Annotated in this window: 6 protein-coding genes; 3 read left to right on the forward strand and 3 right to left on the reverse strand. The window is 72.9% G+C overall.

Annotated elements, in window-relative coordinates; translation table 11 throughout:
- Positions 1–61: 61 nt before the first annotated feature.
- The gene (locus tag AB8Z36_RS26080) at positions 62–571 is read right to left on the reverse strand and encodes a PH domain-containing protein (RefSeq protein WP_369215816.1); all 510 of its coding nucleotides are present in this window, start codon (positions 569–571) and stop codon (positions 62–64) included.
- A gap of 57 nt (positions 572–628) precedes the next feature.
- Between AB8Z36_RS26080 and AB8Z36_RS26085 the strand changes: the two genes are divergently transcribed.
- Positions 629–1792, forward strand: coding sequence for an NADH-quinone oxidoreductase subunit D (locus tag AB8Z36_RS26085; protein ID WP_369215817.1), 1164 nt, complete (start codon positions 629–631; stop codon positions 1790–1792).
- Positions 1793–1807: 15 nt separating this feature from the next.
- Here the strand turns inward: AB8Z36_RS26085 and AB8Z36_RS26090 are convergent, their stop codons facing one another.
- Positions 1808–2815 (reverse strand): SAM-dependent methyltransferase, encoded by a 1008-nt coding sequence (locus tag AB8Z36_RS26090; RefSeq protein WP_369215818.1) that lies wholly within the window; start codon positions 2813–2815, stop codon positions 1808–1810.
- Positions 2816–2921: 106 nt separating this feature from the next.
- Between AB8Z36_RS26090 and AB8Z36_RS26095 the strand changes: the two genes are divergently transcribed.
- Both AB8Z36_RS26095 and AB8Z36_RS26100 read left to right on the forward strand, forming a co-directional pair.
- Positions 2922–4124, forward strand: coding sequence for a sensor histidine kinase (locus AB8Z36_RS26095; protein WP_369215819.1), 1203 nt, complete (start codon positions 2922–2924; stop codon positions 4122–4124).
- Between the two features lie 50 nt (positions 4125–4174).
- Positions 4175–4846 carry a response regulator transcription factor gene (locus AB8Z36_RS26100; protein ID WP_369215820.1) on the forward strand — a complete coding sequence of 224 codons (672 nt, stop codon included), beginning with the start codon at positions 4175–4177 and terminating at the stop codon, positions 4844–4846.
- Positions 4847–4908: 62 nt separating this feature from the next.
- On the opposite strand, the gene AB8Z36_RS26105 is transcribed toward AB8Z36_RS26100, so the two are convergent.
- Entirely contained in the window at positions 4909–6015 is a 1107-nt protein-coding gene (locus AB8Z36_RS26105; protein ID WP_369215821.1) for a DUF5937 family protein, read from the reverse strand.
- Positions 6016–6120: the final 105 nt, after the last annotated feature.

The raw sequence follows: 6120 nt of genomic DNA on the forward strand, positions 1-6120 counted from the left end.
GTCCCGCCCCGCGCGCCCGCGCGCTCGTCCGCCACGCCGTCCTCCACGGACGCGTCGCCGCTCACAGTCCCGCCGATCGGGCCTCGCCGAGCTCGGTCAGCCGGTCACGGAGCCGCTCGGCCTCCTCGGGAAGCAGCCCGGGGATGCGCGCGTCGGTCGCCGCGGCGGCGGTGTGGAGCTGGACGCCCGCGAGCCCGAAGTGCCGCTCCACGGGCCCCGAGGTCACCTCGACGAGCTGCATCCTGCCGTACGGCACGACGGTCTCCTCGTGCCAGAGCACGCCCCGGCTGATCAGCAGGTCGTCGACCCGCTCCGCGTACCGCCACGACTGCCAGTTCCGGCCGAGCATCCACCAGCCCCATGCCGCGAGGGCGAGCGGCAGCAGGGCGAGGGCGGCCCAGGCGGGGCCCGCGGCCAGACCGAGCAGCACGCCGACCGCCGCGGCGACCGGCACCAGCCAGGCCAGGAGCAGCAGCCGCCGCATCTTCAGCAGGCCGCGCGGCAGCCCCGTCCAGACCGGTCCCTCGTGCGCCCCCGCCGGTCCCGCGGGCTCTGCCGTCCCCGTGTCCATGCCCCAAGCGTACGTACGACCTCCGACACCCGGGTGCGGGTGAGAGAGACTGTGCGCATGAGTCCCACGACGGAGACCACCACGGAGACCACGCTCGGCATCGGCGGTGCGGCAGAGAGCACCGACATGGTGCTCAACATCGGCCCCCAGCACCCGTCCACGCACGGCGTGCTCCGCCTGCGCCTCGTCCTGGACGGTGAGCGCATCCAGCACGCGGAGCCGGTCATCGGCTATATGCACCGGGGTGCGGAGAAGCTCTTCGAGGCCCGGGACTACCGGCAGATCGTGATGCTGGCCAACCGTCACGACTGGCTGTCGGCGTTCTCGAACGAACTGGGCGTCGTGATGGCCGTCGAGCGGATGCTCGGCATGGAGGTGCCCGAGCGCGCGGTGTGGACGCGCACCCTGCTCGCGGAGCTGAACCGGGTCCTCAACCACCTGATGTTCCTCGGCTCCTACCCTCTCGAACTGGGCGGGATCACCCCGGTCTTCCACGCGTTCCGCGAGCGCGAGGAGCTCCAGAACGTCATGGAGGAGATCTCCGGCGGACGCATGCACTACATGTTCAACCGCGTGGGGGGCCTCAAGGAGGACATGCCTTCCGGATGGACCTCCCGCGCGCGGGAGGCCGTCGCGTCGGTGCGTTCCCGCATGGACGTGTACGACCGCCTGGTGCTCGGCAACGAGATCTTCCGGGGCCGTACGCGCGGCGTCGGCGTCCTCACGGCCGAGGCGGCGCACGCCTACGGAGTGAGCGGCCCCATCGCCCGCGCCTCCGGCGTCGACTTCGACCTGCGCCGCGACGAGCCCTACCTGGCGTACGGCGAACTCCAGGACACCCTGAAGGTCGTCACGCGCGAGGAGGGCGACTGCCTGGCCCGCTTCGAGTGCCTCCTGGAGCAGACCCACAACGCCCTGGACCTCGCCGACGCCTGCCTCGACCGGCTCGCGGAGCTGCCGCGGGGGCCGGTCAACCAGCGGCTGCCGAAGGTCCTCAAGGCCCCTGAGGGCCATACGTACGCGTGGACCGAGAACCCCCTCGGCATCAACGGCTACTACCTGGTCTCCAAGGGCGAGAAGACGCCGTACCGCCTGAAGCTGCGCTCGGCCTCGTTCAACAACATCCAGGCGCTCACCGAACTGCTCCCCGGCCAGCTGGTCGCGGACATGGTGGCCATCCTGGGGTCGCTCTTCTTCGTGGTCGGCGACATCGACAAGTAGCGCAGGCGCGGCCGGTCAGGGTGCGAGCAGCGGGTTCGGGGCGCCGACCGGCTGGAGCAGCCACCCGAAGTCCCCGAGCCCGCCGGGCGCGGTCAGCTCGGCGGCCTCTCCGGCGCGGGCCAGCGCGCGTACGTAGGCCGCGGGGTCGCTGGAGGCGAGGGTCAGCGGCGGGCGGCCACCGCTCACCCCGAGCGCGCCGAGCGCCGCCCGCTGGGTGAGCAGCGCGGCCCCCTCCCGGGCGCAGGCGTCCAGCGCCACATGGGCCGTGATGTCACAGCTCCCGTCCGGCACGGGCGCCGTCTCGCGGCCCGCCCTGAAGCCCGTCAGCGTCCCGAACGGCGGCCGGTCGTCCCGGGAGTGCGCGTAGTCCACGGCGACCGCCAGACCGCGCTCCAGGGCCGCCACGGCCCCCTCCCACGCCTCGTCGCGCGGGCGCCCGATCTCCGCGCGCAGGCCCGGCTCGGGACCCAGCGGCCACCAGCGGTCCAGCCAGCGGGCGTCCCGGCCCTCGACCGGGCCGCCGAGGGACTCGGTGCCGTCCTCGCCCACCAGGACGCGGCGGACCGTGCCGTCGGCCGCCACCTCGGCGACGTCCAGGGGGACGTTGTCCAGCCACTCGTTGGCGAAGAGCAGCCCCGTGACCCCGGCCGGTGGCGCGTCCCGCCACTCCACGCGCGGGTCGAGACCGGCGGGCCGCTCCGCGCGCTCCACCGCGCAGGCACGCACGCGTGCCTCCACTTCCGGGGGCAGCGCGGCGAGAACCCCCGCCGTCAGCTCGCCCCGGCCCGCGCCCATGTCGATGAAAGCGATCTCGTCCGGGTGGTCGAGAGCGGCGTCGAGGCGGCACAGGAGCCGCGCCACCGCGTCCGCGTACAGGGGCGAGGCGTGCACGGAGGTGCGGAAGTGGCCCGCGGGCCCCTCCGGGCGCCGATAGAAGCCGTCGGGGCCGTACAGGGCGGTCTCCGCGGCATCCCGCCAGCCGCGCGGGGCGGCGGTGTCACCCGCCCGCTTGTCGTTCGTCACAGACCGCAGGCTAAGCGGGCCTCCACCTTGGGGAGTACACGCGATCGATGCGGATCGCACCTCCGGTTGACCCCGGAGCGCCGCGGGGCTGCCTACGCTGGGTTACGTGCAGCGCCTCTATGACTTCCTCCGACGACACCCGACATGGGTCGACAGCTTCTGGGCCGTCGTCCTGCTCGGTGTCTCCGGGCTCTCTCTGGTGACCTTGTCCGAGGGACCCGGCCAGGACCCGAGCGTCGGGGCCGTCCCCGTCGTCCTCGGGTTCTGCCTGGTGGTGGCGCTGCGTCGGCGGTTCCCGGAGTGGATGCTGGTCCTCGCCGCGTTCATCGGGGTCTGCCAGCTCGTCTTCGACGTGGAGACGAACCTCGCGAACTTCGCGATGCTGGTGATCATCTACACCGCGGCGGCGGACGGACCGCGCTGGGCCTCCCGGTTCGCGCTGATCGGCGGCCTGTGCGCGGCTCCGCTGTCGAGCATGCGCTGGCCCACGGAGAACGTGTCCGCCTTCGGCAGCGTCCTCTTCACGCTCTTCCAGATCGTCCCCTTCGCGCTCGCCTGGGTCCTCGGCGACTCGATCCGTACCCGGCGGGCCTACTTCGCCCAGCTCGAAGAGCGCGCCGCCCGCCTGGAGAAGGAGCGCGAGGCGCAGGCGAAGGTCGCGGTCGCGGCCGAGCGGGCGCGCATCGCGCGCGAACTGCACGACGTGGTCGCGCACAACGTCTCGGTGATGGTGGTCCAGGCCGACGGCGCCGCGTACGTCCTCGACGCCGCGCCCGACCAGGCCAAGAAGGCCCTGGAGACGATCTCGGGAACCGGCCGCCAGGCCCTGGCCGAGATGCGCCGCCTGCTGGGCGTGCTGCGCACCGGGGAGCCCGAGGAGGGTTCCGAGTACGTCCCGCAGCCCGATGTGGAGCAGCTCGACGAGCTGATCGAGCAGGTGCGCACATCCGGTCTGCCCGTCGACTACAAGGTCGAGGGAACCCCCCGCCCGCTGCCCAGCGGCGTCGAGCTCACCGCGTACCGCATCGTGCAGGAGGCGCTGACGAACACGCGCAAGCACGGCGGCGAGAACGCGGGGGCGAGCGTGCGCCTGGTCTACTTCGACGACGGCCTCGGGCTGCTCGTCGAGGACGACGGCAAGGGCGCCCCGCACGAGCTGTACGAGGACGGCGGCGCCGACGGCAGGGGACACGGCCTGATCGGCATGCGCGAGCGCGTGGGTATGGTCGGCGGCACGCTGGACGCGGGCCCGCGGCCCGGCGGCGGCTTCCGGATCAGCGCCCTGCTGCCCCTGAAGTCCGCACACTGACGTCCATCGATGACACCTGTCAACGAACCGCCCCCCGAAGGGACTTCTCGATGTCGATCCGCGTGATGCTCGTCGACGACCAGGTGCTGCTGCGCACCGGGTTCCGGATGGTGCTCGCCGCCCAGCCGGACATGGAGGTCGTCGCGGAGGCGGGCGACGGCGTCGAGGCCCTCGACGTGCTCAGGTCGACGGCGGTCGACGTCGTCCTGATGGATGTGCGCATGCCGAAGCTGGACGGCGTGGAGACGACCCGGCGCGTCTGCCAGGGCCCGAACCCGCCCAAGGTGCTCATCCTGACCACCTTCGACCTCGACGAATACGCCTTCTCCGGCCTCAAGGCCGGTGCGTCCGGCTTCATGCTCAAGGACGTGCCCCCGGGGGAGCTGCTCACCGCCATCCGCTCGGTGCACAGCGGTGACGCGGTGGTCGCGCCGTCCACGACGCGGCGCCTGCTCGACCGCTTCGCGCCGATGCTGCCGAACGCGGGCGGACCGCCGCAGCACAAGGAGCTGGAGCGGCTGACGGACCGCGAGCGCGAGGTCATGGTCCTGGTCGCGCAGGGCCTGTCCAACGGCGAGATCGCCGCGCGGCTCGTCCTCTCGGAGGCGACCGTGAAGACGCACGTCGGCCGCATCCTGACCAAGCTCGGCCTGCGGGACCGGGTCCAGGTCGTCGTGCTCGCCTACGAGACCGGCCTGGTGCGGGCCGGGGGCGGCGCCTAGGACGGCGGCCACCGGGACACGGGTGAGCGGGACGGAGTGGGACGGGGCGGTCCGGGGGGCCGCTAGCGCAGGACGCCCTCGATGAAGTCGCTGCCGAGCCGGGAGACCGCGCCTATGTCGAGCTGGTGCTGCACATAGCGCCCGCGGCGGCGCGTGGTGACCAGGTCGGCCTTCTTCAGGACCGTCAGGTGCCGGGATATCTCCGGTGCGGTCATGCCGTGCGCGTCGGCGAGCTCGCCCGTGGTGTACGCCCCGCGCGCCAGGTGGCGGCAGAGCCGCATCCGCACCGGGTGCGCGAGCGCGGACATCCGGCGGGTGAGCTGCTCCACGGTGGGCGGCGCGGTGAGGCCGGGGGCGCTCACGGGGTAGGTGATCGCCGCCTGCCAGCCCTTGCGGTGCAGCACCATCAGGTGCGGCCAGCCGAGGCTGGTCGGCACGAACACCAGGCCGCCGGAGGCCGTGTACGTATGCCCCTCGGTGATCTTGTCCACGGTGATGCGGCGGCCGCTCTCGTCCAGCGAGACGGCTCCCGAGATGGCCTTCAGGGCCTCCGGCAGCCCCTTGTGCCGGAGCAGCTCGGTCTTGTGCCGGGCGTCGGCGGCGAGCTGATGGCTGAGGCGGGTCCAGGTGTCGGCGAAGAACGCCTCGTCGCAGTCCTGGAGGAGCTTGCGGAGCCAGGCGCGGACGGTCGGCGGGTCGTCGAGCAGCCGCCGCGTGAACCGCACCTGGTGGGGGCCCCGGGCGGCGGCCAGGTCGAGGGCGCGGCGCTGGACCACGGGGTCCGCGAGGAGATTGCGGTCCGGCTCCGCGTACGTCGACTGGCAGGTGAATTCGAGGGCGGCGTCCACGAACTGCTCGTCGGTCAGCTTGTCGAGCTGGTCGAGCTCCTCGGCGAGGGTGGCCCCGGGGAGCGCGCTCTTGCCCGGGAGCCCGGCGAACGGCGCGAACACGTCCGAGAACGTCGACCGCCACAGGAAGTCCGCCTCGCACAGACGGTCCGCGAGGCAGGGGTCCAGACGCGCGGAGACGGCCGTCGCCCAGCCCTGGAGACCGGGGTGGTGGCCCGGCTCGGACAGGGCGTGCAGCGCCATGCCGAGCTCGCCCAGGGGCGAGGGCACGACGTGAATCCGCTCCTGGGTCAGCCCGGTGATGTCGATGCGCACGCTCATGGCCCCATGGTGCACCGCGCCACTGACAGCCCGGCCGCCGATTGACGAGCGCCGTCAATCGACGCGACGCGGATGGCGCGGCGGGAGCAGTGTGGGGTCATCGTC

Origin of the sequence: Streptomyces flavofungini (assembly GCF_041028215.1) — a bacterium.
Lineage (GTDB): Bacteria > Actinomycetota > Actinomycetes > Streptomycetales > Streptomycetaceae > Streptomyces > Streptomyces flavofungini_B.